Source organism: Rhizobium sp. 01T444 (genome assembly GCF_056398305.1).
The window spans coordinates 24,424-51,156 of sequence record NZ_JBFTPD010000041.1; the positions used below are offsets into that span (position 1 = coordinate 24,424).

Annotated in this window: 25 protein-coding genes and 1 pseudogene; 13 read left to right on the forward strand and 13 right to left on the reverse strand. The window is 59.0% G+C overall.

Annotated elements, in window-relative coordinates:
* Positions 1 to 108: 108 nt before the first annotated feature.
* The 10 genes from AC1DTN_RS33635 to msrA form a co-directional block, all read right to left on the reverse strand.
* Positions 109 to 603: a hypothetical protein gene (locus tag AC1DTN_RS33635; RefSeq protein ID WP_439017706.1), complete on the reverse strand. Its 495-nt coding sequence runs from the start codon at positions 601 to 603 to the stop codon at positions 109 to 111.
* A 382-nt stretch (positions 604 to 985) separates the two neighbouring features.
* Complete coding sequence (gene queE, locus AC1DTN_RS33640; RefSeq protein ID WP_477924443.1) at positions 986 to 1,714, reverse strand: 7-carboxy-7-deazaguanine synthase QueE; 729 nt, start codon at positions 1,712 to 1,714, stop codon at positions 986 to 988.
* Positions 1,711 to 2,067 carry a 6-carboxytetrahydropterin synthase QueD gene (gene queD / locus AC1DTN_RS33645; RefSeq protein WP_477924444.1) on the reverse strand — a complete coding sequence of 119 codons (357 nt, stop codon included), beginning with the start codon at positions 2,065 to 2,067 and terminating at the stop codon, positions 1,711 to 1,713. The genes queE and queD overlap by 4 nt, the downstream gene beginning before the upstream one ends.
* Positions 2,067 to 2,777, reverse strand: a complete 711-nt coding sequence (queC, locus tag AC1DTN_RS33650; RefSeq protein WP_477924445.1) for a 7-cyano-7-deazaguanine synthase QueC — start codon at positions 2,775 to 2,777, stop codon at positions 2,067 to 2,069. The genes queD and queC overlap by 1 nt, the downstream gene beginning before the upstream one ends.
* 260 nt (positions 2,778 to 3,037) lie before the next feature.
* Positions 3,038 to 3,580 carry a hypothetical protein gene (locus tag AC1DTN_RS33655; RefSeq protein ID WP_442207163.1) on the reverse strand — a complete coding sequence of 181 codons (543 nt, stop codon included), beginning with the start codon at positions 3,578 to 3,580 and terminating at the stop codon, positions 3,038 to 3,040.
* A gap of 19 nt (positions 3,581 to 3,599) precedes the next feature.
* Positions 3,600 to 4,784, reverse strand: a complete 1,185-nt coding sequence (locus AC1DTN_RS33660) for a gluzincin family metallopeptidase (RefSeq protein ID WP_477924446.1) — start codon at positions 4,782 to 4,784, stop codon at positions 3,600 to 3,602.
* Positions 4,785 to 4,829: 45 nt separating this feature from the next.
* On the reverse strand, positions 4,830 to 5,573 hold the full coding sequence (locus AC1DTN_RS33665) for a TfuA-like protein (protein ID WP_477924448.1): 744 nt from the start codon (positions 5,571 to 5,573) through the stop codon (positions 4,830 to 4,832).
* Positions 5,574 to 5,579: 6 nt separating this feature from the next.
* The gene (locus AC1DTN_RS33670; protein WP_477924472.1) at positions 5,580 to 6,758 is read right to left on the reverse strand and encodes a YcaO-like family protein; all 1,179 of its coding nucleotides are present in this window, start codon (positions 6,756 to 6,758) and stop codon (positions 5,580 to 5,582) included.
* A gap of 25 nt (positions 6,759 to 6,783) precedes the next feature.
* A complete protein-coding gene (locus AC1DTN_RS33675; RefSeq protein WP_477924449.1) occupies positions 6,784 to 9,858 on the reverse strand; it encodes an ATP-binding protein in 3,075 nt (1,024 codons plus the stop codon).
* A 197-nt stretch (positions 9,859 to 10,055) separates the two neighbouring features.
* Complete coding sequence (gene msrA / locus AC1DTN_RS33680) at positions 10,056 to 10,568, reverse strand: peptide-methionine (S)-S-oxide reductase MsrA (RefSeq protein WP_025668763.1); 513 nt, start codon at positions 10,566 to 10,568, stop codon at positions 10,056 to 10,058.
* A 338-nt stretch (positions 10,569 to 10,906) separates the two neighbouring features.
* On the opposite strand from msrA, the gene AC1DTN_RS33685 reads away from it, so the two are divergent.
* On the forward strand, positions 10,907 to 11,878 hold the full coding sequence (locus tag AC1DTN_RS33685; protein WP_477924450.1) for a phosphotransferase family protein: 972 nt from the start codon (positions 10,907 to 10,909) through the stop codon (positions 11,876 to 11,878).
* Positions 11,875 to 12,342: a GNAT family N-acetyltransferase gene (locus tag AC1DTN_RS33690; RefSeq protein ID WP_477924452.1), complete on the forward strand. Its 468-nt coding sequence runs from the start codon at positions 11,875 to 11,877 to the stop codon at positions 12,340 to 12,342. Before AC1DTN_RS33685 ends, AC1DTN_RS33690 begins: the two co-directional genes overlap by 4 nt.
* Before the next feature lie 37 nt (positions 12,343 to 12,379).
* On the opposite strand, the gene AC1DTN_RS33695 is transcribed toward AC1DTN_RS33690, so the two are convergent.
* Both AC1DTN_RS33695 and AC1DTN_RS33700 read right to left on the reverse strand, forming a co-directional pair.
* Complete coding sequence (locus tag AC1DTN_RS33695; RefSeq protein ID WP_477924454.1) at positions 12,380 to 13,498, reverse strand: flavin-containing monooxygenase; 1,119 nt, start codon at positions 13,496 to 13,498, stop codon at positions 12,380 to 12,382.
* A gap of 106 nt (positions 13,499 to 13,604) precedes the next feature.
* Entirely contained in the window at positions 13,605 to 14,708 is a 1,104-nt protein-coding gene (locus AC1DTN_RS33700) for an NADH:flavin oxidoreductase/NADH oxidase (RefSeq protein WP_477924455.1), read from the reverse strand.
* A gap of 336 nt (positions 14,709 to 15,044) precedes the next feature.
* Here AC1DTN_RS33700 and AC1DTN_RS33705 point away from each other — a divergent pair, with 336 nt between their 5' ends.
* A complete protein-coding gene (locus AC1DTN_RS33705; RefSeq protein WP_477924457.1) occupies positions 15,045 to 15,428 on the forward strand; it encodes a hypothetical protein in 384 nt (127 codons plus the stop codon).
* A 53-nt stretch (positions 15,429 to 15,481) separates the two neighbouring features.
* A complete protein-coding gene (locus AC1DTN_RS33710) occupies positions 15,482 to 16,378 on the forward strand; it encodes a LysR family transcriptional regulator (protein WP_113323720.1) in 897 nt (298 codons plus the stop codon).
* A gap of 56 nt (positions 16,379 to 16,434) precedes the next feature.
* Here AC1DTN_RS33710 and AC1DTN_RS33715 read toward each other — a convergent pair whose 3' ends face one another.
* Positions 16,435 to 17,406 (reverse strand): alpha/beta fold hydrolase, encoded by a 972-nt coding sequence (locus AC1DTN_RS33715; protein WP_477924459.1) that lies wholly within the window; start codon positions 17,404 to 17,406, stop codon positions 16,435 to 16,437.
* A 260-nt stretch (positions 17,407 to 17,666) separates the two neighbouring features.
* Here AC1DTN_RS33715 and AC1DTN_RS33720 point away from each other — a divergent pair, with 260 nt between their 5' ends.
* The 9 genes and pseudogenes from AC1DTN_RS33720 to AC1DTN_RS33760 form a co-directional block, all read left to right on the forward strand.
* Entirely contained in the window at positions 17,667 to 18,614 is a 948-nt protein-coding gene (locus AC1DTN_RS33720) for a GGDEF domain-containing protein (protein WP_477924460.1), read from the forward strand.
* A 38-nt stretch (positions 18,615 to 18,652) separates the two neighbouring features.
* Positions 18,653 to 19,006 carry a hypothetical protein gene (locus AC1DTN_RS33725; RefSeq protein WP_477924462.1) on the forward strand — a complete coding sequence of 118 codons (354 nt, stop codon included), beginning with the start codon at positions 18,653 to 18,655 and terminating at the stop codon, positions 19,004 to 19,006.
* Between the two features lie 175 nt (positions 19,007 to 19,181).
* A complete protein-coding gene (locus AC1DTN_RS33730) occupies positions 19,182 to 20,216 on the forward strand; it encodes a LacI family DNA-binding transcriptional regulator (protein WP_477924463.1) in 1,035 nt (344 codons plus the stop codon).
* Positions 20,217 to 20,256: 40 nt separating this feature from the next.
* Complete coding sequence (locus tag AC1DTN_RS33735) at positions 20,257 to 21,495, forward strand: ABC transporter substrate-binding protein (protein ID WP_477924464.1); 1,239 nt, start codon at positions 20,257 to 20,259, stop codon at positions 21,493 to 21,495.
* Between the two features lie 82 nt (positions 21,496 to 21,577).
* Positions 21,578 to 22,489 (forward strand): carbohydrate ABC transporter permease, encoded by a 912-nt coding sequence (locus tag AC1DTN_RS33740; RefSeq protein ID WP_477924465.1) that lies wholly within the window; start codon positions 21,578 to 21,580, stop codon positions 22,487 to 22,489.
* Entirely contained in the window at positions 22,489 to 23,352 is an 864-nt protein-coding gene (locus AC1DTN_RS33745; RefSeq protein ID WP_477924467.1) for a carbohydrate ABC transporter permease, read from the forward strand. Before AC1DTN_RS33740 ends, AC1DTN_RS33745 begins: the two co-directional genes overlap by 1 nt.
* Positions 23,353 to 23,379: 27 nt before the next feature.
* Positions 23,380 to 25,308, forward strand: a complete 1,929-nt coding sequence (locus AC1DTN_RS33750) for a glycoside hydrolase family 127 protein (RefSeq protein WP_477924469.1) — start codon at positions 23,380 to 23,382, stop codon at positions 25,306 to 25,308.
* A 1-nt stretch (position 25,309) separates the two neighbouring features.
* Positions 25,310 to 26,389, forward strand: coding sequence for an ABC transporter ATP-binding protein (locus tag AC1DTN_RS33755; protein WP_477924470.1), 1,080 nt, complete (start codon positions 25,310 to 25,312; stop codon positions 26,387 to 26,389).
* A 132-nt stretch (positions 26,390 to 26,521) separates the two neighbouring features.
* A pseudogene (locus tag AC1DTN_RS33760) lies at positions 26,522 to 26,733 on the forward strand (transcriptional regulator); the annotation flags it as partial.

Below are 26,733 nucleotides of genomic sequence, written 5' to 3' on the forward strand. Positions count from 1 at the left end.
GGCATTGCCGATGAGGCTGCCGGTATTGTCGAGAAGACTCATTGCGTCCTCCTTACGTGGAGATGAGGCGTCGCGTCATCGCGACGCCTATCCATGCGATATGTGACCTCAGGATTTTAGCTTGCTGTTGCAGATGCTGTAATAGCCGCCGCCCTTCTTGATCCAGGTCAGGCCGTTCAGGCTGTTGTTGGCTTTATCGGCATTGTACTGATCGAGGCAGGTATGCATCCGGCCCTTGCCGGGTGTCTCACTCGCATATTTTGCATCGACCTTCGTTGGGAAGACCACGCCCTTCGGGACCACGGCCTTGGTCGGCGCGGGCTCGGCCGCATTCTCGGTATTGGCGGTCGTCGGCTCGTCGGTCGCGGCGGGCTTTGCGGGCGTCGCTGCAGTGGGCTTTGCTGGTGTCGCTGCGGCGGTATCTGCTCCGCATTGCGCCTTGCGGAAGTCGTTCCACTTCATGCCATTGAGACTATTGGCTGCCTGCGCCGCTTTATATTTGGCACTGCAGTCCTGCATGGTCATTGCATCGGCGCTTGACGCGGCAATGAAGGCGCCGACACCAAGTGCTGCGGCGACCGCGAGAGAAGCAAGTCTGTACATGTTTTTCTCCTCCGATTTATTTGGCGCATGGGGTATGCGCCATGCCGGATGCCTTGAGCTTTCGGCACCCGGTCGAGCAAAAGTCGCGGAGCAATGAGGTCAATTTAGCGGCAGCGAACCGACTGCTACCCGATGCCGCAGCAAACACTAAAATGAGCTTGTTTTTCCGGTCTTTGGCGAGGGCGAGAGATTGAGAAGGGGCCGCGCAACCCTCCGATCGCGGAGAAGCTGAGCGAAGCCTCCGAGCACCTGTAGGTACTAACGGGCGTGACGATCCCAGTCGGGGCACTGTATCGAGACACTTAAAGCCTCGGGAGGACCACCAACCCCAGATCGGTACTCCCGCTCCTGCGCGGCGGGCCGTAACCTTCCTCAAAGGTGATCAGACACCCCGCATGTTTCCCCAGAGCAGGACATGGAGCTGCGGGAGAACGCGCACATTAAACCACCGGTCCGAGCCAACTCTGTCGACTAGCCACCGCATACGGTTGAGAATACCCTCGAGATCGATCAAGGCTTCATCTTCCACCGGCGGCGTGTGGTTGCCTGGCTGCAGGAAGATCGGAAGCTCTTTGAACTCCTTCGCGACAGACCTTGCAAACGCATAGTCAGCGTCGTCGAAGATGACGATCTTCATCGCAATCCCGGGACCGTTGCGCGCGGCCGCCACGCAATCCTTTAGTTCGTCCAGCTTGAATTCCATACCGCTGGACGGTGGTTTGGGACTGAGGATCAAATGATCCAGCTCTGCAAACCAGTCTTGGGCGATCGATCCCTGCGTTTCCAAAGCGAACTGATAGCCATCGCGCTTTCCCCGAGCTATCAGCGGCCCGAGCGGCTGAATTGCCGGGTTTCCACCGGACAGGGAAATCGTCAGCTGACAGCCTTGAGAGAGCAATTCCACTTTCGACCAGATATCGTCGACCGTCATTGGCGTCCACTCGTCGCGGAAGGCGCTGTCGACGGCATGGAGGGTATCGCACCATTCGCAGCGATAGTCGCAGCCGCCCGTTCTGACGAAGACGGTTGGAAGGCCGATGAGCGGCCCTTCCCCCTGGATCGTCGGTCCGAAGATTTCGCTGATGCGGATCTTTTGTTCCCTGCCTGTCATGGACGATATTCCGCCCATGTCTTCGGCGTCTCACTCACCCTGACGGCAGACGTCTCGGGCAGGCGTTGCTTGCACCAGTCGTAAAAATGCCTGGCGAGCCATTCGGATGTCACCCGATCATGCCCCAGTACATCATTGAGGTGCCGGTGATCGAAGCTCTCGTCGATGTAGCGCTTGAGTGGCGAAAGCTCGTAATAATCGCGGACAAAGCCATCCTCGTTCAACTCAGAGGCGGCAAGCTCGACCTCAACTATGTAATTGTGGCCATGGAGACGCGCGCACTGGTGGTCGCCAGGAAGGTGGGACAGCTGATGCGAGGCGGAGAAATGGAATTCCTTGGTAATCCGGTACATTACTTTGCCTCATCTGCTCTGAATGCACCGGTCGCAGCAATCCAGAAATCCGGATCGTCGTAGGCGGTCGGATCCTCGACACCGGCGAGATGGAAAGCTTCACGACGCTCGACGCATGTACCACATCTCCCGCAGTGGAAACGGCCGCCCTTATAGCAAGACCAGGTCTCTTCAAAGGGCGTCCGATGCTTCGCACCATCTGTGACAATGTCGGCCTTCGTGGCGTTCACATAGGGAGCGAGCAAGCTGACATCGGCATATCCCTCAAGGGCATGTTGTTGCATGACCTCAAACGACGAAATGAAGCCCGGCCGACAGTCTGGGTAGATGAAGTGGTCTCCGCCATGGACTGCAATCGCCACGGCATCTGCGTGGCGAGCAGCAGCAAGGCCGAACGCGATCGACAGCATGATGGCGTTGCGGTTCGGCACGACCGTTGCCTTCATCGTCTCTTCGGCGTAGTGCCCGTCAGGAACCTTGACATCGTCCGTAAGGGCGGAGCCGGTCAGATGCTTACCCACGTTCGATATGTCTATGATGTCGTGTGGCACGGCGAGCCTTCGTGCGCAGAGAGCCGCGAATTCCAGCTCTTTGACATGCCGTTGACCGTAGTTGAAGGAAATCAGACCGATCAGCTGGTGGTTCGCCGCAATCTTGTATGCAAGCGAAATGGAGTCGAGTCCGCCTGAGCAGACGACAAGTACTTTCATTTTAGTATCCCTTGTTTTGTTGAACCGGGTGGGCTGCGACCGGTTAGCGGGCACCTACTAAACTTCTGATGCTGCGATGTCTAGTAACTTTGCCGGCAGGAGCCGTTGAGGCCGATGCGTCCGCACAGAGCACGCGGAGCTCCTCCCCTCGAAGACGGGCTTCCGCGCAGTGTCGGGCAGAGACGAGCGGGTGATGCGTGTCTCCCATCCGGGCTTCGAAAGGAGAGTAGCCCGATCTTCATCCGGACGCTTGCGTGGTCTCAATCGCGAGGCCGCTGCGGCGCTAGCGATTGCGTCTGTGCATAGGCGAGCGGCGAACGGTTTCCGGGCAAGTTTTCATCAAGGATCAGCGTCTTGATGTCGTCAGAGCGGACATCGAGCGCGATCACGCGTTCGAGCTTGTCCAACGACCAGACCGAATAGCCAAGTGCGTTCGAGTAGCCGCAATCGCATCCGCAGTCATCCCCCGGTATTTCCGTGGCCTTGACCGGGAGATACATGATCCGCGGCTTCGGGAGCTTGTAGCAATGGCCCTCATAGGCATAGCCATAGATTACACCGATGCTCTCTATCTCGACCTTGCCGGGATCGATCAGAATGAAGCAGTTGCCCACTTTAAGGCTGATTTTATCCTTGCCTGCTTCAATGTCGCCATCCCGGATCGGTTTTACCTTGGCAGCTTCAGGCCGCCGCGGGGCATCCCCGGGTGGACAATATTCGTTTCGTCCATAGAGACGAACCTCGCTTGGATTGAATGGCAGATCACCTGTTCCAATGAACGGATTTTCGGAGCAGCAGCTCATTTCCCCCTCCTGTTCTGGCTCACCTCGAGCCGATGATTTCACGCCATACAAAATTTTCCTCCAGTTGCGCGGCAGCCTGTAGATCGGCAGCTGAGACGATTGCCAGCGCGGCATCCCGAAGACGCATCGTGTCCGGATCCAGCCTGTGAAGCGCAGCACCGATTGCCGCTCCCACTGAATCCCTCGCCTTGATCAAGGCGAGCTTGAAAAAGAGCGGTCTGTCCCGAAAAGCTTCCGCCGTCGTTTGCCGGAACCAGTCAAACTCGTCCTGCGTCAGATCGCGAAGATTGACTGAGAGCAGACGGTGATCGGCGCAGCCGCTGGCGACCAGTTCCCGATGATAGAGTTCGACGATCGTATCGAAGATCGCACCGAGAAAAGGCAGTGAGCGATCGTGAGCCTCGCTCGTGACTTCAGACATGCGCCGGAAGTTGGTCGCAAGGCGGATCTGCATCTCCGGGCTCGTTTCGGCGAAGCGATTGAGCTCGTTATAAAGAAGCAGATTTCCTTTCGTCCTGCGCAGCAACCGGTCGATGGCGGAATCGAAATGCAGAAACGAAATCAATGATATGCTGTCCGAGATGGCCTCGGAGAATGGAAAGAAATCCGCGTCACGAGAAAGGTTGCCGGGAAGTCCCGTCTGCGAGAGCGTGATAAGATGACCGATCTCATGAGCGATCGTGTCGAAATTCAACGCGTAGGGCGACTGTTCGCCAGCCGCTTCCGAACAACCGAGTTCGATGAAGCCGAAGCCGGCATGTGCGTTGTCCCACCGAACAAAGGGAACGATTTCGAGCCGCGGATAGAAATCGGAGAAGAACCAATGCATCGGCCGGGCAAGATAATTGCGCCAGACATCCAGAACAAAATGAATGCATGCATAGGCATGGACACCGAGATAATCGCGCGATCTTGGGTCCAGGCTATCGAAGTGGCGGTCCGGGCCTAACCGGAATGACCGCCGCCGAGGGCCGCGATAAGGGGGAAAACCGCTGAAACCATAGGGTTCCTTGTCGAACAGCGGATCTGCGACATACATCGATATGTCGCTCGGACCATCACCAATCTCGTCCGGTAATATCGACAGCCAGACACGATCCGGCTGCTCGTAGCCAAGGATAAAAGGCGGCTGGGGAAATATCCAGCATCGCGTTCCAAGAGCCGGCGCGGACCTTTTAAGTGATATGTCAGGAGACAATTCCATAGCTCAACTACTCGAAGAGATGAGTTGTATGGCAATCAAACAATATTAGTAATTTCTAATTAACATTATGTCAATAGATCCGGCTTCTAGATCGCGCAGGAAAGTATTGGTTATCGTATAGGGCAACGTCGCCGGTTTTGACTTCGACAGTTCAGGAGCCAGCCGCAGTGCCAATAGAGCATCGGTTTTCTTCTGCGCGATCAGATGGCTGCGCAGCAAAGCCGACTTTTCCGGCAGCCATTGCGCGGCGGCCAGCACCTTTCGAAAGGATCGTTCCCGAAAGTTAAGCCGTTGAGCTGCTGCGATCCCGGCATCCATCTCGGCTTTAGAGATCAGGCCGTGACGAAAGAGCGCCTTAAAACTACGCTGAAGATCGACGAGAGCCTCGGTTAGAGGCGTGAAGCCGAGTTCGGCAGGGCCACATTGGACCGCGACCGCATCTTCCGCCGTCAGCGGCCACCGCCTGTACCAGCGATAGATGAGGCCTGCACCGATCATTCCGAATGGGTGCAGTTCGGCAGCCCGGAGCGCGCCCATGCTTGCCGCACCGATCATCACGATGCCCTGCGACAGCGCCCAGAGAATTTCCTTGTGGCGCACGGCGGGTCTGTCTTCGAAAAGACCGTCGATCAAGACCATCGCCCTCGGGCGAAATGCGTGCGCGGCAAGGATGATGTCTCCCTGCGAAACGGGCTGCAGGTATATGGCGTCGAGAATGCGCTGCGCCTCCGGCAAAGGGAGGGTCGGACCGAGAAAAACGAGTATCGGGCTGTCCGTTTTCTGATCCATCCCGGCTCACCGCTCGACTGCAAAAGGGCGCATGCCTGCAAGGATCGTGCGTACGCAATGAATGTTCGGATCGTTCTGCGAAGCGATTGGAACAGCCAGCACCGGCCCCAGTCCAGCGATAATGATCCGTTCCAGGAGATCGGCGAGGTCGGCAACCGCGGGCAAAACATCCGGAAAGTCGACCGATGGAACATTTTCCCCAAGGATGAGATCGCGCGCGTCGGCAAGCATTGTCTTGCTCGGCCTCGCATAATGTTTCCGTGTCTGATCATCGCGCGCACCCGATATCGCGCCAGCGCGGGCCGCCAGTGCTTCAAGCAAGGCGCCGAACGCCGCCTGATGGAGATCGGGGCCGGCACAATAACCTTCCGTCGGGAGGGCCAGTATGGCTTCGCCTTCGCCAGCTTCAATCGTCTGGCACCAGACGACCGGGACCAGTGCTGGCGACGGCGCATACCAGAAGGCAGCCGATATTCCATGCTCGGCGACTCGCGACAGAACATCCTGAACTGCTGCGCCCAACTCGGACACCGGCAGCCTCATCCGGTCCATGAAGCCGTGGGTTTCGAAAGCCCGGGCCATCGCATCCCGCTCTAGGCACTCCAACAGCCCATGCTGAAACGCTCCGAAGTCTGACCGGTGGCATGCAAGGCCTGTCGTGCTGCGCAGAAATACGCCGTCACGCAGTGGTGGTGGATCGGTGTAGATCGTATGCACGAGTTCAAACGGAACGGGCGTGGGAGTGCCTGATGCCATATCGACGCCCATGATCCAGGCGATCTCGCGGTCACGCCAATTTGTGCGGGAAGCATGAAGGCAGAAACCATCGAAGGATCCAGCGCCGATCCCCAGCATTTCTGCGGTCGACAGGAAGACACGGGGGCCAGGGATCGCCTCGGCATAGAAGCGCTCGAGCGATTCCATAATTGCTCCGATTGCAGCAGACGCTTTGGACATGCCGCGGCCGAGCGAGGTGACTTCCGACAACGCCGCCGGTCTTACGGCCTGGATAATTGGAAGCGCGATCCGGTCGAGGCCGGTCAGATCGGCGATGCGCGTGATCCGGACGCGACGGCAGAGAGGCAACAGGGAGCGGAAATAAGCCTCTGCAACTTCCGGGTCCGATTCCGGAGATATAAGAGACATGCTTCCATCCCTGATCCCGGCATAAAACGCCGAGAGCATCTCGCTCACGCCTGCCGGGCAAACGTCAGAACTCGCCAGCAAGGCCAAGCTCCTTCACGGATCGTTGCGCCCGGTGCAGCAGGGCAATTGCGCCCTGTTCTTCCGCAATGGCAATCGCGGTCTTCAGATCCGAGAGGATAGCCGGCGTCTCCGCATTGGCGCTCGATAGCAGCAGTGCGCGACGGCGGTGAAGTTCCGCGAGCCAGTAACCATGGCCTGTCGCCCTCGCTTCACGAATAGCGTCGGTGGCGACTTCAATGGCTGCTTCATACTTGCGTGCATGGCCGAGCATGGTCGCATGCATGTAGAGATAGATCGGCAGATCGGCGACGGTTCCTAGCTCCTTGAGAAGCGCCAGGCCCGCGCGAAACATCTCATGACCGCGAGACAGGTTTTCGACATGCGCTGTCGCCCATCCGCGAAAGAGCATTGCGAGTGCCGACAGGGATTGCAGTTCATGCTTTTTCGCAAAATCACCCATCCTGCCGGAAATCTCGATCAGACGAGCATGGTCGTTGCGATAGAATGCCGATACTGCCTCGGTATCTAGCGAGTGCGCCTTGCTCGGCATATGGGCGATGCTGTCCACAAAGGCGACCATGTCGGCAAGCGCCTTGCTGGAAGCCTCGGTCTGGCCCGTCAGCCAGAGGGATAGCGCCAGCTGCCCGAGGCCACAGACCTTCGCATCATGGCCGCCGAAGACATTGCGGCTCGCCTTAGCCGCCTCATCGTCGTAGAGCGCAAGCCCCGCCCGTATCGCATTTTGGGCATCCTCCTGCCTTCCGACATTAAACTCGATCGCCCAGATCGAATGATTGACCTGTAGTTCGATCTCGTGATCATCAATTCCTGACAGCATCACCTGAACTTCACGAGCGCGACTGCGCATCTCCATGAAGTTCTGCCCGGTCAGCCACCAGCCCCAATAGACTGGAAACCACTTGGGCTGATCTTCTTTCGCTTGGCGGCGTGCGACCTCGACGCCTTTTTCGTAAAGGATTCGTGCTGGTGCCGAGTTGGGACCGACCGTTGCCGTCAGGAGCGGTCCGAGCTCGGTCAAAACCGAGAGGTACAAGCCATCGGCAGCACTTCCGGGCATGCTCTCACACAGCGCCAAGGCGCGCTCAAAATGGTGGCGAGCCTCCACCATTGCCGAACGGCTGGCATGTTCCTTTCCGGCCGTTATGAACAACGAAATCGCATGCTCCCGAAGGCCCGCGTACTCTGCGTGCTGGGCGAGTGCGCCCGCATCCAGCCAATTGGCGATCGGACGATTGCTGTTTGCGGCTGTGAACAAGCGCCGGTGAAGAAGCTGGCGTTGCGTTTTAAGCAGACCGTTATAGATCGTCTCCTGGATCAGAGCATGGCGAAAGCCATACGCGACACCGCCATGAGCACGCATGCGGGTCAAAAATCCGGTCTCGCAGAGCGTTTCGGCGGCATGCAGGAGAGATTTCCTGCTCGCATCCGGCAGTAATGCGCGAAGCAGCGAAATGGTGAAACGATCACCTGCCACCGCCCCGGCGCGCGCCACGTCTCTGGCCGAACCCAGATGTTCGAGCCGAGAATCCAGGATTCCTTCAAACGCCGAAACATGAGTGCGGGACGGATTTGGCGGCACGCGCATCACGTCTTCGGACGCGATCTCAGACGCCCACTGACATATCTCCTCGATGAACAGCGGCACACCGCCGGATATGCGTTCGGTTACTTCGAGCAGTTGCGGTAGCGCGTCCTGACGATCCCTCGGCCAGCGCGCGGCAATCGCCAGCCGCGTTTCATCGTGATCGAGCGGACCGAGCGAAATATGTTCCGGCCCGTCCCCGTCGAACATGCCGACATGGGAACCCGGCCGGCAGGTGACGATCAGCAGTATGGGAAGCGTGGGCACAAGCCGGGCCGCTTCGCGCAGTAAATGCTCGGAGGTAGGATCGATCCAGTGAATGTCCTCGACCGCAATGACCAGCGGCGTTTGCTCGCAGATGACGCTCAATGCTTTTGACAGGGCCTGTCGTGCGCGTTGCTGTATCGCCTTGGGGGAACTGTCGGAGAGAGCTTCATTGCGCCCATCCGCCCCGAGCAGATAGGAAAAAATGTCGATGACTTCGGGATCCTGGATGCCTTGACGCGCAAACTGGGCGGCGACCATATCCATCGTCAGCCGACCGCCACCAGCGGTGTCGGACTGGGCCTGGGGAAAACTGTTGAGCAGCGGGTGAAGCGTGGAGCGAACCCCTCCTGGCAGGCATTGAAAGAGCAGCGATTTTGCGGGCTGCGTATGGATCATTTGCCGGACTTGTCGAAGCATCCGCGATTTGCCGATACCGGCCTCGCCGGTGATGACAAGGACCTTGCCCTGGCCGCCGACGGCTGATTTCCACGCTTTCCCGATCTGTTCAAGCTCCCCGACGCGGCCAATGAACGTGCTGTCCAGCCTTCCGAAGGCGTGGAACCGATCGACCTCCCGTTTATGGCCGATCGCTCTCCAGACATTTTCTGGCTCCGAGAAGCCTTTCAATAAGCGGGCGCCTTCCGATACGAAGGCGTGCGAACGGCCGGCGAGGTTTCGGGTCTCGTCCGAAACCAAGACGGTATTTGGCTGGGCAGCGGCCTCGAGCCGCGTCGCAAGAGCGAGTGCTGCACCCGTGACGGGCTCATGTATCCAGTTCTGCAGCTGCGCCTCCCGGATCAAGGCAACAGAGGTCGCGACGCCCACGCGCACCTGCATATCGTCGCGCCGGAGATCACGGGCGAGGCGCTGGCACGCTTCGATAATTCCAAGGCCGGCGCGGATCGCGGCCGATGCGGCGTCCCTCGATCCGAGCTCGATCGGGAAAAGCGCCACTCCGCCGTCCCCGGCTTCGACCCGGATGACGCCGGAATGCGCATTGATAGATTGGCGCGCCGCCTGCAGGAAGGCAGCCATCAGATCCTGATAGTCTTCGATATCCATCAGATTGAAGAGATTCGTAGAGCCGACCAGATCATAGCAAAGCGCGGTCACGACCCGCCGCTCGCCGTGATTTTCAGAAGAGCGGCTATCGCCTGTCGAGATGCTTGCAGACCGCCCTTGCTTATCGATTGGCGCGTCGCGAGTCATACGCGGCTCCTGCCCTCAGATATCGATAATCATATCCGTCAAAGCGAACGATAACACACGTTATCCGCATTGTCGGCGGACAAATGTACGATCTCCAGCGGCTCTGTTTAGATCGGATCGAACGGTTAAAATGAAAGCGGCGGCCGAGAGGCCACCGCTAATGAAGTCGGGTCAATTTAACGCGCTGAAGAGCGAGTTTAAGCGACGTTTGCCTGCCGCTTCGGCAATTTCCAGCCGGGGCGGGCAAAATGGCATGTGTAGCCATTTGGAATGCGCTCGAGATAATCCTGATGTTCCGGTTCGGCTTCCCAGAAATCGCTTACGGGAACGACTTCCGTCACGACCTTGCCTGGCCAAAGGCCGGAAGCATCCACATCGGCGATCGTATCTTCGGCCGTCTGCCGCTGGTTTTCATCCGCATAGAAGATTGCCGACCGATAGCTTGCGCCAATGTCATTGCCCTGGCGATTGCGTGTTGACGGATCATGGATCTGGAAGAAGAATTCCAGAATATCGCGATAGCTCGTCTTTTGCGGATCGAAAATGATCTCTATCGCTTCGGCATGGTTGCCGTGGTTGCGGTAGGTTGCATTGGGGACTTCACCGCCCGTGTAACCGACACGCGTTGAAACAACGCCGGGCAGCCGTCGAATAAGGTCCTGCATTCCCCAAAAGCAGCCGCCAGCAAGTACTGCACGTTCTGTTGTCATGAACATGTCCTTTCCAAATGTACGCGAGATGGGCGGGAATCGTCAGGTGCGCTCCGCTGACGCCTATATGGGTACTCGGCTCAATGATCGCCAGTCCACTGCGGCGGCGTAGAGACCTTCCCTGAACACATTCCGACTTCCATCAGCTTGTCCAGCTCAAAGCATAGTTTGCGCCGAACGAGATTGACCAGCAAGAAAAGTCAAAGCACTCTGAATCAATCGTTGCGCCGTCCGGTCATCCGGGCGGCGTTTTCTGGTTCGTGATTTCTGGCGCCGCCTCTCAAAATCAGCCACGGGCGTCGCACAGGGGGCGTTTAAACATGGCACCAGAAAGACGGATGACCCTGGAGCTTGACAGGGAAACAGTTCAGCGGATCGTCCAAAACCTCGATCCCAGCTTTATCGCCGGCGGCTTTTCCCGTCTGCACGGCGGCAGTACGGAAGTCTACAGGATCGATCTTGCAGGCGCGAACCGCGAACCGCTGGTGCTGAAAATCTATCCCGACGAACCCGAATGGGGGCCGGCGAAGGAGAGGCTTGTGGCGGGTTGGTGCGCGGAGCTGACAGCGCTCGTTCCAAAGTGGCTGGAGATCGACGAGTCGCGAAGCCTCTTGCCGCTGCGCTACGCCTTGCTGCCGCTGCTACCCGGCCGCTCGCTGCGTGACTGGATGGCTGAGCCGGATATTGAGAATGCTTACCGCCAGATGGGAGAGTTGCTGAGACGCATCCATGCAATGCCGATGCCTGCCTATGGCTACGTACGCGGCCAAGGGATCCACAGACCGATATCAACGAATGCGGACTATATGACGTCAGCGTTCGAAGACGTGTTCCGACGCTTCCGCGATTTAGGCGGCGATGCCGATCTCGGGCGCCGTCTACAGCAGTCGGCAGAAGGAAACTTCGGCGTTCTGCAGGAGAGCAGCGGTGCCGTGCTCTGCCACGACGATTTTCACCAGGGCAATGTGCTGGCCCTGCGTGATGACATGGGCCGGCTTCAGCTCAGCGGACTTATCGATTTCGGTAATGCACGGGCGGCAGACAGGCTCTTTGATCTTGCCAAGGCCCTCTTCTGTTCGGCACATGAAGACCCGCGCAGCCATAGACCCATTATTGAAGGCTATGGTCCGGTCGATCATCCCGATATCGAGCGGACGCTTTGGCTCTATACGCTCTTCCATCGGGTTAGCATGTGGTGCTGGCTGACGAAGCTGGGGCTGGATCCGGCCGCCGAGAATGACCCCGGCGGATTGACCCGGGACCTCCACACGATGGTCACAGGGCCTGACCCTTGGTATGATGGGTCATGACGGCTCGTGCGGCTACCAAACAGGATGCTGACTGGATTTCGAAACTCCTCCTGCAACGATGGGGTGGCACGACGATCATCGCTCACGGCGAAGCCTTCGACTTGCTGACGCTTCCGGCGCTGGTGGCCGACCCCGAGCGCGGGCTGGCGACGTATCGGCTAGAGGGCAACGATGCAGAATTGATGTCGCTGGACGCGGTCTCTCCCGGCCAGGGGGTCGGTACCCTGTTGATCGAAGCCTTGGCCGATGTTTTGCGCGAGCAGGGTATTGGGTGCCTTTGGGTCATGACAACCAACGACAATCTCGCCGCATTGCGCTTCTACCAGCAGCGAGGCTTCGAGCTGCGGCGGGTTCGACCTGGCGCAGTTCATGAGGCGCGATTACTGAAGCCCGCCATTCCCGATATCGGCGATCACGGGATTCCGATCCGGGATGAAATAGATTTGTGCCGCCCGCTTCTCTGAGCGGGACAGACCAAGCGCTCCCAAAGTCTTGGGCTCTTCAGCGTTCTGCTATCGATCGGGCAATGCTGACGGCCTCGATGCCGATTTGACGCAACAGGCCTGTGGAGGCCGTGTTGAATCCGCAGAAATACAGGCCGTCATTCCCGGGCTGAAGCTCTCCTCTTTTCGGCCTTTCCGCGCCCTCAAACTTCTCGGCGAAATCAGGCAATATTGTCTCCAGCGAGGGCCGATAGCCCGTTGCCAGGATGATCGCATCGAAATCCGCCGATCGGCCATCGACGAAATGCACCTGCTGACGATCCGAGCTTTCAATGCCTGGATATATCCTGATCTTGCCAGCTCTGATCTCAGCCATGGTTCCGATATCGATCAGGGGCGTGCGGCTTTTCTCCGCCATATTGGTCAGAGGACCCTTGGCGGATTTTTGCAGCCCCAGTTTTCCCATGTCGCGATAGCGCAAGCGCAGGAATGGTGCATTGACTGCGTCAGCGAATCCGTGTGGAAAATGCTGTTGTGCGATGGCGATTGTCGCGGTTGGAATTCCGAACATTTCCAGCGGAACGATGTTTATCGGCCCACGCACCGACATGCCGACCTCAAGACCCGCCTCAGCGCATTCGAGCGCGATCTCGCCGGCCGAATTGCCAAAACCAACGACAAGCACCCTGCGCGCGCCGAGTGCTCCCGCATTGCTGAACTCGGAGGAATGCAGGAGCTTTCCGGTGAAGCTTTCCTGGCCTTTCCAGACCGGCTTTATGGGAGCTTTGGAAAGCCCGGTCGCGATCACGACGGTTTCGGCCTCCAAGGCGTCTCCGTCATTCGTCTCGACGATCCAGTCTTGGCCCTGCCTGACGCTGATGACGGATTTGCCAAACCGTATCCTGATATCGTTGGCGCGCGCATAGGCTTCGAAATAGTCGATCACCTGCAGTCGCGACGGATATCTTGGAAACGCCCTCGGCATGGGCATTCCGGGCAGCCCTGAATGCGCCTTGGCGGTGTGCAGATGCAGCCGGTCATAATGCCTTCGCCACGAGGCAGCCAGATTATCCGCACGTTCGAGGATTATAGAGGAGCGGCCGTTGGCCCCGAGCGCTGCCGCACAGGCGAGCCCGGCGGGGCCTGCGCCGACAATTACTGTGCCCGCAACGGTCATGAGCCCCTCCCTGCCCATTTAACGTGGCAGGAAGGGTACATCATAATCGTAATGCCAGACAGCAGCTTAGACGATCACGCAGCCAGCGTTATCCTCGCGCTCCATCTTATTTTGCAAACAGGTTTTTGAGCTGCGACGGCTGGCAACGGAGATATTGATTGGCCGCTTTCACCTGCCCGCCGAGCTCGGCGGCTGCGTGCCACGGCCATCGCGGATCGTAGAGGATGGCGCGAGCAAGCGCGATGAGGTCTGCATCGCCCGTCGCAACGATTGCCTCGGCCTGCGTCGGCTCGGTGATCAGGCCGACGGCGATGACCGGCATTTTTACGGCGCTTTTGATTGCCCGGGCGAGCGGCACTTGGTAGCTCGGGCTGATCGGGATTGCCTGAGAGGGATGCAGGCCGCCGCTCGATACATGGATGGCATCGCAGCCTCTCGCTTCGAGCATCCTGGCAAATTCGACGCTCTCGGAAATCTCCAGACCGCCTTCGACCCAGTCTGTGGCGGAAACGCGCATCGTCACCGGCCGATCGGAGGGAAAGGCATCCCTCACCGCATCGAGAACCTCCAGCGGAAATCGAGCACGGTTTTCCAGCGAGCCGCCATATTCGTCAGTTCGCTGGTTCGATAAAGGCGACAGGAACTGGTGCAGCAGATAGCCATGGGCGCCATGGATCTGGACGGCATCAATGCCGATTTTCGCAGCCCGCCGTGCGGCAGCTTCAAAGGCATCGCGGACACGCTTCATGCCATCGCGGTCGAGTGCAGTCGGCGGCACATAGTTCGGGTTGAAAGCGACAGAGGAAGGCGCTTCGGTCTGCCATCCGTTCGGATCGGTCGGCGAAAACTGACCGCCGCCTCTCCAGGGAACCTCGGTCGAGGCCTTGCGGCCGGCATGCGCCAATTGCACGGCAATCGGCATATCCGACCATTTCCTGATGCTTTCGAGCGTACGAGCCATCGCGGCCTCTGAAGCGTCATCGTAAAGGCCGACATCGGCAAAGGTAATGCGTCCTTCGGGAACGACAGCGGTCGCTTCGATAGTCAGCAATGCCGCGCCGGAAAGCGCAAGCTGTCCGAGATGGATCAGATGCCAGTCCGTCATGCAGCCGTCGACGGCCGAATACTGGCACATGGGCGCGATCACGATTCGGTTGGCGAGTTCGAGATTGTGCACGGAGAAGGGGGAAAACAGGACGGGTTGGGGCATGACGTTCCTCGAAGCAGTATTCGGTTGTCTTGGTTTATAGCACTCAGTCGGATCTTTGCGACGGTTAGCAGAGCCTCCCAATGTCAGGAACTGTTCTTTGGTGTGGGTCCGTTTTGCGGAGAGGCTTCGCGAGGTAGCTTCGTCCGATTGTTGCGTCAGGGGGAAGAAAGCCTTCAGCAGAATGTCAGTTCAGGCTGGCTGCGGCCGGGTGTATTGCTCCACCGACAATATTCCGTCTGCGAACGGCCCCGCCTACCAAGCGTCAAGCAATATCTTCCGGCAGGCTCGAAACGGTGACCGAAGAGACGATGGCTATCGCAGCCTATGGAGAATGGCTTGAGCAAGAACCTCATCACTCCCCTGGTGCGCATACAAATCGAACTTGCACTTGCAAGTTCGAGAAGCGATTTCGACGCTCTTCGATCCCTGGAGCTCGAGGCGAAGCAAATGGCGCTAAGTGGAGCTGAAATCGACGCTGCAAAGCGCGGAGGCAGTTTCGACCTGTTTGTCGAAATCGCCGTCAAATTCGCGCTGGCGATAGAAGCCGGTGACGGAGCGGCAGGCGCCCTCGCAAGTCGGCAATTGAAGGCTTTCGGCGCTCCCGACATCGCTTCGGAACTGCGAGCCCTCGTCAAGAAGCTGAAGCCGTCGACGGCGAGATCAAAAGCCGGACGTTCAGCGGCTTGCCGCTATGGGGCCGATAGATTGCGATCGGAATAAAAGCGTTTAAATCTCTGTCAGGGACTTAAGCTTTTGAAGACAGTGTGAACCGCATGGATCGATGGCAGGCAATGAGGGTCTTCGTGAAGGTCGCGGAGGCCGAGAGCTTTGCAGACGCAGGACGGCAACTCCACATGAGCCCTCCCGCAGTCACTCGCATGGTGTCTGCCCTGGAAGATATCATCGGTACGCGCCTGCTGACGCGCACGACGCGGTCCGTCAAGCTGACGGAAGCAGGTGCCCAGTATTTTGCAGACTGCCAGAGGCTGCTCGCCGATCTCTCGGAGGCGGAAGCTGCCGCAGCCGGCGCCTACGGCAGACCGACGGGCACTCTCACCGTCACTACCTCTGCCATGTTCGGCACAATGTTCGTCCTGCCGCTAATGACCGAATATCTGGATCTCTACCCTGATGTGATCGGTCGCGGCCTGTTCGTCGATCGTGTTGTCGGCATGGTCGAAGAAGGTATCGATGTTGCGATCCGCATCGGTCATCTGCCTGACTCCGGCCTCACCGCGACGCGTGTCGGACAGGTGAGACGCGTCATCTGCGGATCCCCTGTCTATTTTGAAAAGCATGGCGTTCCGATGACGCCCGGCGATCTGTCGAACCATCGCATTGTCGCCTCTACCAGTGCGTGGACGTCGCTCGAATGGCGTTTTGGTGTGCACAGGAAGTCAACCGTCCACGTCAGTCCCCGTCTCTTCTGCAGCACCAACGAGGCTGCCATCTCGGCGGCGGCTTCCGGCTGGGGCCTGACGCGCGTTCTGTCCTACCAGATTGCGCCGCAGCTTGAGGCCGGCGAATTACGCACGATCCTGGCTGAGTATGAGGAGGAGGCTTTGCCGATCCATGTCGTCCATCCGGAAGGCCGGTATGCTTCGGCAAAAGTGCGAAGCTTCATCGATTTTTCGGTGGAAAAGCTGAGATCCAACAGGCACTTCAATTGATAACTAAAGGCCCGCGTATTCATCTCTGAATGCGCGGGCCTTCATGTAGGCGATTGTTACTTTGCGATCTTGCGATCGAGGAAATCGCGGATGAGGGGCGCCATCTCATCCAGCTTGTCTTCAAGGGCGAAATGACCTGTGTCGAGGAGGTGCATTTCAGCGTCCGGAAGATCACGCAGGTAAGGATGTGCGCCGACCTCCGGGAAGATCTTGTCGTTCTTGCCCCAGACGATCAACGTCGGCGGCTTGCGTTCGCGGAAGAAGGCCTGGAACTGCGGGTAGAGCGGGACGTTCGTGCCGTAATCGTGGAAGAGGTCGAGCTGGATATCCTTGTTACCCGGCCGGTCGAGCAAGGCCTGATCGTGAACCCAGTTGTCGGGGCTGATGCGGGTGAGGTCCTTGACGCCGTCCGTGTACTGGAACTTGGTGGTCTCGAGAACCACGAGATTGGAGAGCGCCTCGCGCTTCTCCTTCGAATCCTCGGCCCAATAGGCCTTGATGGGATCCCAGAACTCGCGCAGGCCTTCTTCATAGGCATTGCCGTTCTGGACGATCAACCCGCTGACCCGTTCCGGGTGCTTGAGAGCCAGACGGTAGCCGACTGGTGCGCCGTAATCCATGACATACATGGCATATTTCTTGGCGCCGAGCTTGGTCATCAGCGTATCGACCATGTCTGCATAATGGCCGAAGGTGTAGGCGAACTTGGTGTGATCGGGTGCATCACTCTGACCGAAGCCCGGATAGTCGGGTGCGATGACGTGATAGCGATCTGCCAGCAGCGGAATAAGGTTGCGGAACATGTGCGAGGATGTCGGGAAGCCGTGCAGAAGCAGGACGACCGGGCCGTCGGCCGGGCCGGCTTCACGATAGAACATGTCGACGCCATCGATCTTGGCAGAACGATAGTGCACGGTCACCGGCACCTGCTGGGTGATCGCAACCTGCTTGGCAGGAGCGGCGACGGCTTGGGAAAGGGGAGCGATGCTGACGGTTGCCAGCATCAGGGAAAGGATCAGTCTGTTCATCTCAGTTCTCCGTTTTGACAAATTCACCAACAGCCCTTGCTGGCCTGGCACCACCATAGCCATTCACCGGAATCCGTTAATCGGCAGAACGTGGAAGGTATTATTCCACTTACAGGAAGAATTCGCGGTTCCATTACGGGCGGAATCGCGATCAGCCAGCGGTGACGGCGCAGAACCACCTGTGCATATGCAAACCAGCTAACTGTTTCTTCACGCCAGGCAGATAGTTCAAGCAGATGATGATCTGTTCTGAGGGCATGATGACCTTGGGTGACACGGAAGCGATGTTGCAAATGGCGCAGCTGATGGAAGCTGCGGGCGTCATGGTTGCGGTCTACGACCAGGATGACCGGTTGCGTTTTACCAATCGCGCTTTTCGCGATGCCTGGTTTATCGCAGAGGACGAACAACCACTCTGGTCCGAGCTGATGCGGCGCAATTTTAACGCCCGCCGCGGAACGATTATTGCCGCGGCTGACTTTGAGAGCTGGCTGCTGTCGACGCTTGCCCGTCGAGGCAAAAGCGGATTTCGTGCCTTTGAGACCGATCTTCATGACGGCCGATGGTTGTGGATGACCGAGACCATGCAGACCAATGGCTGGATGCTCTGTGTCGCAAGTGACGTGACATCGATCCGCTCCGATCAGAGGACGCTGCGGCAAGATCGCGACAGCGCGATCAAAGCCTCCCAGACCGACGAGCTGACCGGTATCCCGAGCAGACGTTTCGTCATGTCGAAGCTCGATGAGCTGGTGCACAGCTATGGTGGCCAGCAGGAGAAAGTCGGTTGCCTCGCGGTTCTCGACATCGACAATTTCAAATATATCAATGACCGTTTCGGCCATACTGCAGGCGATGCCGTTCTCAAGGATTTCGCTGCCACGCTGCAGAAAATGGTGCGCAAGACGGATATTCTCGGTCGCGTCGGCGGCGAAGAGTTTGTTCTGGTTCTTCCGAACACGGTTCCCGAAGAGGCGGCAGAGATCGTCAATCGCATGCTGGTTGCCGTCAGGCAGTCTCGCCCGCTGGCTGACCAGCTCAGCTTCCGCTACAGTTTTTCTGCAGGCATTGCCTGTGTCATGAGCGGAGACTATGCCAATGATATCTATCGCAGGGCCGATCTGGCGCTCTACGCGGCCAAGATGAGGGGCCGCGACCAGATCAGCATCGATCCCCATGCGCACCCGCTTGGGCGACAGACATCATAGCCGGGCCCGCCAGTCGGGCCATAAGCCAGGGAGTTTCAATGGTCGAAAAGATTGCGCCCACCTCGCCCACGGCAGCCTCCTCGGCCACACACGTGAACCACAGCACCTCCATCGGCTCCGAACCTGACAATGCCTGGGTCGCCGAGCGACAGGCAAAGATCACCGCCGGCAATGGGAAAAAGGACGATCACCCTACCGCCGGTAGCGATGAAGATCGTATCGATGCGGATGATGATCCGGCAGCGGATCGGCATCTGGACCATCATTCCTCCCACCCCCATGCAGAGGCTTCCGATCCGGACGAAGAGCGCCTGTCCGGCGAAAGCGAACGTATCGGCAGCGGCAACCTGGATGAGGATATCCCATTCGGCGACCATGTCGGATATCTGTAAGTGATTGCGATCACAGACTGACAAGCCCAACGCGCCTACCTCCGATCAGAAGCCGGCTCATCATTGATACCAGTTCATCTCTGCTCATCGGCCCTAGACCTGGTCAACGATAGCTGAGAAAACCTTTTCTCACTTGACAATTTTACAGAGAAAAGCTTTTCTCATCGCAAGTTCGATGGAGGAGTTGCTGGACACAACAGGAGGAAAAAGAGGCCGGATCACCATTCATGATGTCGCGGCTGCCGCTGGAATCAGCATCTCGACGGCATCGAAGGCGCTGAACGATACGGGGCGGATGGGACTGGAAACGCGCGAGCGGGTCAAGCGCATTGCGGCGGAGATCGGGTACAGGCCGAACGCTTTGGCGAGAGGCCTGCTCAGCAAGCGTAGTTTCACGATCGGGCTTCTCACCAACGATACCTATGGCCGTTTTACCCTGCCGGTCATGGCAGGCATATCGGATGCTCTCGTCGACCATGGCGTTTCGGTCTTTCTGTGCGCGATTGAGGAGGACCCGGCGCTGGCGCAGATTCATGTCGAGGCTATGCTCGACAAACAGGTTGATGGCATCATCGCAACAGGAAAGCGTCTGGATAGACGGTTACCGGTCGATCTGTCGAATTTGCATGTGCCTGTGGTCTACGCATTTACGGAAGGAGCGCCGGGAAGTGTCACCTTCCGCTCCGATGATGCGCAGGGCGCGCAGCTTGCCGTCGAGTGGCTGGCAAAGCTCGGGCGCAAGCGGATGGTGCATGTCACCGGACCGGAGAATTTCTTCTCGGTGCGCGAGCGTGCCGATGCCTATCGCAGGGTCGCGGGAGAAGAGCGGCCGGTCCTGTTCGGGGTCTGGTCGGAAAGCTGGGGCCACGAAGCCGTCGCAAGATTGTGGAGCGGCGGCGGCGAAAGGCCCGATGGCATCTTCTGCGGCAATGATCAGATTGCGCGTGGTGTCATCGATGCACTGCGCGAACGCGGCATCAGGGTGCCGCAGGATGTTTCGGTGGTGGGATTCGACAATTGGGAGATTGTCGCCGCCCAGACGCGACCGCCGCTGACGACGGTGGATATGGAGTTGAAGGAACTGGGGCGGCAGGCCGGATTGACGGTTCTGGCGCTTGCGGAGGGACGCTCGGTGGAGCCCGGCATCAGGAAATTGCCGTGCCGTCTCGTCGTGCGGCAATCATGCGGGGGTGACACCCTCGGAATATAGCAACGGCGCGAAGGAGACGCGCCAACTTGGGAGGAGAGCCATGATGAAGCGTCTATTGGTGGCAACCAGTATTGCCACCCTATGCCTGGTCTCGACAGCCTCGGCTGCTGAAAAGATTGAAATGTGGGTCCGCACGGGTATCGGCGATGCCTTCAAGAAGGTCGTCGAGGCCTATAATGCGAGCCACGAAAACCAGGTGGTCACGACCGAAGTGCCCTTCGGCGAACTGGTGCAGAAATATGCAACCGCAATCGCCGGCGGTCAGGCGCCCGACGCCCTGTCGATGGACCTGATCTATAACCCGGCCTTCGCAGCTGCGGGCCAGCTCGAGGACCTGACGGACTGGGCAAAGAGCCTGCCCTATTTCAATTCGCTGTCACCGTCGCATGTCAAACTCGGTACCTATCAGGACAAGATCTACGGTCTGCCGCTGTCGGTCGAAACCTCTGTCTTTGCCTGGAACAAGGACCTCTACAAGAAGGCCGGCCTCGACCCCGAAAAGGCGCCCAAGACCTGGGAGGAAATCGAAGCCAACGCCGAGAAGATCCGCAAGCTCGGCGATGATACCTACGGCTTCTACTTCTCGGGCGGCGGCTGTGGCGGCTGCATGATCTTCACTTTCACGCCGCTCGTCTGGGGCGCTGGTGCCGATATCCTCTCTGAGGACAGCAAGACTGCAACGCTCGATACGCCGCAGATGCGCAAGGCCGTTGGCTTCTATCGCGATATGGTGAAGAAGGATCTTGTTCCGGCAAGTGCTGCGAGCGATAACGGCACGAACTTCCTGACCTTCACAAACGGCAAGATCGGCCAGCAGAGCCTCGGCGCCTTCGCCATCGGCACGCTGGTCACGCAGTACCCGGATATCAACTTCGGCGTGACGCTGATCCCCAGCGTCGACGGCAAAACATCGTCCTTTGCCGGTGGCGACAATTTCGTCATCACCAAGGGGACGAAGAAGATCGATGCGGTCAAGGAATTCCTCGAATACATCTATTCGATGGACGGCCAGAAAGTCCTGGCCAAATACGGCAGCCTGCCGACACGCGGGGACATTGCCGATCAGGTTCTTGCCGGGCTCGACCCCCGCATGCAGGTGGGCCTGAAGGCGATCTCCGTTGCCAAGACACCCTATACGCTGCAGTTCAACGATCTGATCAACAGCGCCAATGGGCCTTGGGCGACCTTCACCAATGCCGCGATCTTCGGTGACGACATCGATGGCGCATTCTCGAATGCCCAATCCGAGATGCAGTCCATCATCGACAGCGGCCAATAACTCTCCCGGCCGTGGCCGGGGGACGGTGGCAGTTCCCCGGCCGATCCACAGATCGAAGTAAACGAAAAATGCGGAGGTTTTGATGACCGGTTCCGGTCCGCAGCGCATCCGCGCTGTCCGAAAACGGCGAAAGACGCAATGGCGCGGCTTTCTCTATATCGCGCCAGCCATGGCGCTTGTCATCGTCTTCTTCGTAATGCCCGTGCTCTTCACCGGCTGGATGAGCCTGCACAACTGGCCGCTGATGGGTGCCTCGCACTGGATCGGCTTTGCCAATTATACCCGCATGTGGAACGACAGCCGCTTCATGGCGGCCCTGAATTTCACTGCCTATTACACCGTCATCGTGACCATCGCGATCTTTGCGATCGCCTTCCCGCTGGCGATTTTCGTGGAAAAGGAGCGCCGCTTCGTCAGCACCTACCGGACGATCATCTTCCTGCCCGTCGTCGTGGGGCTCGCGACGGCTTCGCTTCTCTGGGTCTGGCTTGCCAATGTCGATAGCGGCTTCTTCGGCCCTGCCCTTCGCGCGCTCGGCCTCGTCGAGCGAAGCCCCAATATTATGGCGAGCTTCGATACCGCCTTTGCAACCATCATCGTCATGGTCGTCTGGAAGATCGCGGGCTTTACGATGATCATCCTGCTGACCGGCCTGCAGGCCATTCCGTCCGAACTGACGGAGGCAGCCCGCATCGATGGGGCCGGGCGCTGGCAGCGCTTTCGCCATCTAACCCTGCCGCTGATGCGAAGGACGATTGCCCTGGCGCTGATCGTCTCGGTCACCGGCTCGATCCTCGCCTTCGACCAGTTCTACATCATGACGTCGGGCGGGCCGCAGAACAAGATGATCTCGGTCGTCTACTACATCTTCAACCAGTCCTTCGTGTCCTTCAATCTGGGCTACGGATCCGCCCTTTCGATAGTACTTCTGGCAATCCTCGTTGCGATCTCCATCGTCCAGCTCTGGCTGCTGCGTGTCGGGGAGGAACGCTGATGATCTCGTCCCGACAACGCCGCGCCCGCAAGCGCTTCAGATCGCAATCGGCCTATCATGTCGCCGGCATCGCCATTTCGATCTTCTTCCTGGCGCCCTTCATCATCACGCTGCTCGCTTCCTTCCGGCATGGCACGGAGGCAAGCCTGCCGCCGCTGCCGCCCTGGCCGACGACCGGGGTCAGCTTCGATGCCTATGCGCTGCTCGATACGTTCGGCGCCGGCATCTGGCAGCACATGATCAACTCACTGTTCGTCTCGCTGGCGACAGTGCTGCTGACCGTCACCGTCAGCCTGCTCGCAGGCTATGGCTTCTCGCGCTACCGTTTCCCGCTGAAGAACACACTTTTCGTGCTGATCATCGCGACGCTGATGATCCCGTTCCAGTCGATCCTGACGCCGCTCTTCATCATTCTGGCGAAGCTCGGCCTCAACAACTCGCTGCTGGGGCTCACCCTCGTCTACGTCACGCTGCAACTTCCTTTCTCCGTTTTCATGATGCGCAATGCCTTTGACGCCGTGCCGAAGGAGATCGAGGAAGCAGCCAGCATCGACGGCGCGCGGGATCTGAGACTGCTCGTCCGCGTACTTCTGCCGCTGGTACTGCCGGGTATTGCGACAGTGGCGATCTTTGCTTTCCTCAATGCCTGGAACGAATTCCTGGCTGCCCTCGTGCTGCTCTCCAGCAACGAGAAATACACGCTTCCCGTCCTGATGACGGCGGTGCGCGCCGGTCGCCTCGGCGCCATCAACTGGGGCGCGGTCCAGGCCGGCGTCGTCGTCATGACGATCCCCTGCCTGATCGTCTTCCTGCTCCTGCAACGCTACTACATGCGCGGGCTGATGGCCGGCGCGGTGAAATGATGACCTTTCAACGAAATGGATGAAGCCATGAATAAGCTGAAGAGAGACCGCCAGTTCCGTCCCCTGCCCGTGCCGAGCGTCGAGTTGCAGGGCCTGTTTGGCGATCGCCAGGATGCGATCTGCGATTCCACCGCCGAAACGCTRCTCGACCGCTGYGTCGARGCSGGYATGCTGCAGGCSATCGACGTGACSCAGCCAAGCCCCGGCGTGGTCATCCCSATCGGCCCCTGGGGCGGCACGACGCAGATGTTCTGGGACAGTGACCTCGGCAAGTCGATCGAGACGGTCGCCTATTCGCTCTACCGCCGGTCCAATCCGAAGCTTGAAGCCCGCGTCGATCAGATCATCGACATGTATGAGAAACTCCAGGACAAGGACGGCTATCTGAATGCCTGGTTCCAGCGCGTGCAGCCCGGCCGGCGCTGGACAAACCTGCGCGACCATCACGAACTTTATTGCGCCGGTCACCTGATCGAAGGCGCTGTCGCCTATTACCAGGCGACCGGCAAGAAGAAACTGCTCGACATCATGAGCCGCTATGCAGATTACCTGATCACCGTCTTCGGTCATGGCCCCGGCCGGATCCCCGGCTATTGCGGCCACGAAGAGGTGGAACTTGCCCTCGTCAAGCTCGCGCGCGCCACCGGCGAAAAGAAATATCTGGATCTCTCGAAGTTCTTCATCGACGAGCGCGGCACCGAACCGCATTTCTTCACCGACGAAGCGGCACGTGATGGCCGCAGTGCGGCCGACTTCCACCAGAAGACCTATGAATATGGCCAGGCGCATCTGCCGGTGCGCGAGCAGAAGAAGGTCGTCGGCCACGCGGTGCGCGCCATGTATCTCTATGCGGGCATGGCCGATATCGCCACCGAATATAATGACGACACGTTGACGGCTGCACTCGAAACCCTCTGGGACGATCTGACGACCAAGCAGATGTACGTCACCGGCGGCATCGGCCCAGCCGCATCCAACGAGGGCTTTACCGACTATTACGACCTGCCGAATGAAAGCGCCTATGCCGAGACCTGCGCCTCGGTCGGCCTCGTCTTCTGGGCAAACCGTATGCTCGGCCGCGGTCCGAACCGGCGCTATGCCGATATCATGGAGCAAGCGCTCTACAATGGCGCCATGGCCGGCCTTTCACTCGACGGCACCCGTTTCTTCTATGAGAACCCGTTGGAAAGCGCGGGCAAACACCATCGTTGGATCTGGCACCATTGCCCTTGCTGCCCGCCGAACATCGCCCGTCTGCTCGCCTCCGTTGGCTCCTACATGTATGCGATCGCCGAGGACGAAATTGCCGTCCATCTCTACGGGGAAAGCACGGCACGCTTCGATCTCGCCGGCGCCAAGGTCGAGCTTTCGCAACAGACCCGCTATCCCTGGGATGGCGCGATCCATTTCGACCTGACGCTCGATCGTCCCGCGCGTTTCGCGCTTTCGCTGCGCATTCCGGAATGGGCTGAGGGTGCTGCGCTCTCCGTCAACGGCGAAAAGCTCGATCTTCAATCCGCTGTAGTGGACGGCTATGCCCGGATCGAACGGGATTGGAAGAGCGGCGACAAGGTCGATCTGTCGATCCCGCTGGCTGCCCGCAAGCTCTTTGCCAATCCACTGGTCCGCCAGGATGCCGGCCGCACGGCGCTGATGCGCGGTCCGCTCGTCTATTGCGTAGAAGAAACAGACAATGGCGAGGGGCTGAATGGCATTACGCTTTCCGCCGATGTCTCGCAGGCGAAGACAACAGAAATTGCTGGCCTTCGCGGCGCGGTCGCTCTCGACCTGCCCGTCAGTCGCGACACAGCCGACTGGGGTTCGGCGCTCTACCGTACCTCGCCGCCGGCGGCAAAGCAGGCGAGCGCGCGTTTCGTGCCCTATCCTTTCTGGGACAATCGTGAGCCGGGCGAGATGCTCGTCTGGGTCAGAGCGGGCGAGGCGCGCGGTGAATAACATGGCGGATACGGGCGTCGTGCTGACCGAAATTCGTAAGAGTTTCGGAAATCTGGAAGTCATCCATGGCATTGACCTAACCATTTCCGAGGGATCCTTCGTCGTTTTCGTCGGCCCCTCGGGATGTGGGAAATCCACCCTCCTGCGCATGATTGCCGGGCTGGAGGATGTCACTGACGGCGAGATCGAGATTAAGGGCCGCAATGTCACCGATCTCGATCCCTCCGATCGCGGCATCGCCATGGTCTTCCAGTCTTACGCGCTCTATCCGCATATGAGTGTGCGCGAAAACCTTGCCTTCGGCCTGAAGATGGCAAGAACGCAGGCATCGGAAATCGAGGCCCGCGTCAAGGCGGCCTCGGCGATCCTGAAGATCGATCACCTCCTCGATCGCCGACCGGGCCAGCTCTCCGGCGGCCAGCGGCAGCGCGTGGCAATCGGCCGCGCGATTGTCCGCAAGCCGGATGTCTTCCTTTTCGACGAACCGTTGTCGAACCTCGACGCGGAACTGCGCGTCTCCATGCGCATCGAAATCGCCAGACTCCATCGCGAGCTCGGCAATACGATGATCTATGTCACGCACGACCAGACCGAAGCGATGACACTCGCCGACAAGATCGTCGTGCTTCGTGATGGGCATATCGAACAAACGGGAACGCCGCGCGAGATCTATGAACGGCCGAACAATGTCTTCGTCGCGGGCTTCATCGGCTCGCCGCGCATGAACCTGCTCGAGGCAAGCTGGACAGGTGACGGCACCATCCTGGCGGCCGGAAATCGCATTCGTTCGCCGATCGGCGGCGCTGGGCTAGCGGCGGGGCAGAAGATCACCCTCGGCGCGCGGCCGGAGCATCTGAGTATCGTCTCGGGGCCGGAGGATGACGTGTTGCGGGCGAGAGTCGATTTCGACGAATATCTCGGCGGCACGCAATTCCTCTATTGTCAGCTTGGCGACGGCCAACCTTTGACCGTCGAATACAGAGGAACGGTTGACATTGAGACCGGCAGCCAACTCGCCTTCACCTGCGATCCCGCCGATCTGCACATCTTTAATGCCGATGGCATGCGGCTCGACAAATAAACGCAGGCAGCTATAGGCTGCGTCCTGTTCGCTCGAACCGGCCCAAAGGCTTGAATAGATTTCGAGGCGATGAGCACCGGACGAACGGGACAAGTCTTTCGCTGGAGGACAGCACTCGCCTGTCGCGTTGCATTGATCGTTTTCCTGGATTTCGAGGCCTCGTCCCTCAGCAAGAAAAGTGTTCCCATCGAAATTGCCTGGGTGTTCGAAGACGGTCGCTCGCGCTCAGCCCTGATCCGACCCGCCGCCGACTGGGACGACTGGGCGGCCGATGCGGAAGCAATCCATGGGATTTCTCGGGAGTTGCTTGCATCGGAGGGCGTGCCGGTAGAGCAGGTCGCCAG